We start from the raw sequence: 239 nt of genomic DNA, 5'->3' as shown, positions 1-239 counted from the left end.
ATCCAAGGATGCCCATCATGCCCGATCTTTTTGCCTATACCGACGGTGCCTGTTCCGGCAATCCCGGCCCTGGCGGCTGGGGGGCGCTGATGTTGGCCCGGGACGGCGACAAAGTGGTCAAGGAACGCACGCTGAAAGGCGGCGAAGCCATGACCACCAACAACCGGATGGAACTGCTGGCCGCGATCCACGCTCTGGAGGCGCTGGAGCGGGCGTCAACAATCACCGTGGTGACCGAC

At 63.6% G+C, this 239-nt stretch carries 1 protein-coding gene; it reads left to right on the top strand.

Annotation, left to right across the window (positions count from 1 at the left end):
• Nucleotides 1-17: 17 nt before the first annotated feature.
• Nucleotides 18-239: RNase H family protein (locus Q4528_RS15865; protein ID WP_303522706.1), on the top strand; the 222-nt coding region annotated here is incomplete at its 3' end.

Source organism: Staphylococcus pasteuri, assembly GCF_030547725.1.
Classification (GTDB): domain Bacteria; phylum Bacillota; class Bacilli; order Staphylococcales; family Staphylococcaceae; genus Staphylococcus; species Staphylococcus pasteuri.
Note: the sequence above shows the minus strand (reverse complement) of the source record. Positions and strands in the feature narration are given on the sequence as shown.